Genomic DNA, 1,549 nt, shown 5'->3' with positions numbered 1-1,549 from the left:
GGTGCTGTGCACCGGCACCCCGTCCCTGTTTCCTACAGGGTGAGCAGGGTGCGGCTGGCCATGATGGTGTCCTGGAGCGGTTTGAGCGCCAGGCGTACCAGGGCGAGGGCGTTGTCGTCGCCTGCGATGCGATTCGCGCTGAGTTCACCGCAGGTCAGGCACTGGTGGACGATCATCCACTCGTCGTCCGGCCGCGTGAACATGGCCAGTGCCGTCATCCGCCCACGGCAGTCCGAGGCGCGATCGCCCGGGATACGGCCGTCGACGTGCAGGCTGGCCAGACAGTTCGGGCAGTGGTTGCGGTGAGCGGTGCCCGGGGCCGTCAGGGACACGTCCAGGCGACAGTTGACGCACCGGAAGTCGTTGGCGCGGTGGCCGCCGTTACCGTGCAGGACGTCCTTGTGCCGCTGCGGACGCCGTTCCGACCGGTCCCGGCCCCGTGACTGTTTGCGTCGTGGCATGACGGTGTTCCTCCTTCCGTCCGGGGTCACAGGCTGCCGAGGGCTTCGAGCGGGAACGGCGGCTGTGCGAGCGGGCGGACGGCCATGCGCATCAGCATGAGCTGGTTGTCGTCCGCGCACACCGGGTGGGAGGTGAGCTCGTCGCAGCGCACGCAACGGTGGATGAGCATCCAGTCGGCGGTGCGCAGCACGGCGATGGCGATCGGGGTCATGCGGCCGTGGCACTGGCTCGGGCCGCCCTCGACGTGGTCGCTGACGTGCCGGGAGTGCAGGCACGACGGGCAGTGGTTACGCCGCGCGCCGGCGGCGGCGAACGTGGAGACGGTCAGACCGCACCCTGCGCAGGTGAACGTGTCGACCTTGAGAGTGGTGTTCTTGTGAGTGTTGTTGCTGATGTGGGACACCCGTGGTGCTCCTTGCTGAGAAGTCTGCGATGACAGCAAGAGCCGGCCGAGCGGTCCTCGACGAAGAGGCCACGCACACACCGCCCAGGGGCGGGCAGGGTGCTGCTTGGCGCTAGAGGGCACCGGAACCCACGTCCGGTCGCCGCGCAGGAACGGCGGCAGGAGAGACGGACGTTTACGCGGTGCTGCGAGGCGCGCTCGGCGCGGTCCGGGGCATCAACACACTCTTCCTGGGGCACACAGGCCCGGTATGGGGTCCACGATCTGCGGTCCCCAGCACCGTAACAAGATCACCGGAAAGCGTGCCAACGCATTTCCCCGCGCGGGCTCACGGCGACCGCCGCAGCCCATTCGGTAAGGGGCACAGCGCAACCCATCGCTGGCTTCCGGCCTGGTCCTCCGTTCTCGCGCGTATCGTCGGATCTCAGGGCACGGCCTGCTCTGCGTCTCTCAGGTCACCGCCTGCTCGGCCCAGATGACCTTGCCCCGGGCGAAGTAGCGGGTGCCCCAGCGTTCGGCGAGCTGGGCGATGAGGAAGAGGCCGCGGCCGCCCTCGTCCTCGTCGGCGGCGTAGCGCAGGTGCGGGGAGGTGCTGCTGGTGTCGCTCACCTCGCAGATCAGGGTCCGGTCGTACAGGAGGCGCACCGTGATCGGGCCGGGGGCGTAGCGGATGGCGTTGGTGAT

3 protein-coding genes are annotated in these 1,549 nt (G+C 68.9%); all 3 read right to left on the bottom strand.

Translation table 11 applies throughout. The annotated features are described in order from the left end of the window. Positions 1–32: 32 nt before the first annotated feature. Entirely contained in the window at positions 33–461 is a 429-nt protein-coding gene (locus ACO1BR_RS38510; protein ID WP_426799769.1) for an RNHCP domain-containing protein, read from the bottom strand. A gap of 26 nt (positions 462–487) precedes the next feature. Then, the gene (locus ACO1BR_RS38505; RefSeq protein WP_426799768.1) at positions 488–865 is read right to left on the bottom strand and encodes an RNHCP domain-containing protein; all 378 of its coding nucleotides are present in this window, start codon (positions 863–865) and stop codon (positions 488–490) included. Positions 866–1,315: 450 nt separating this feature from the next. Beyond that, positions 1,316–1,549: ATP-binding protein (locus tag ACO1BR_RS38500; RefSeq protein WP_426799767.1), on the bottom strand; the 234-nt coding region annotated here is incomplete at its 5' end.

Origin of the sequence: Streptomyces sp. YGL11-2, from assembly GCF_050054615.1 — a bacterium.
Lineage (GTDB): Bacteria > Actinomycetota > Actinomycetes > Streptomycetales > Streptomycetaceae > Streptomyces.
Note: the sequence above shows the minus strand (reverse complement) of the source record. Positions and strands in the feature narration are given on the sequence as shown.

Coding starts and splice junctions, on each gene's coding strand:
- ACO1BR_RS38510 (WP_426799769.1), bottom strand. CDS start 461: ATGCCACGACGCAAACAGTCACGGGGCCGGGACCGGTCGGAACGGCGT.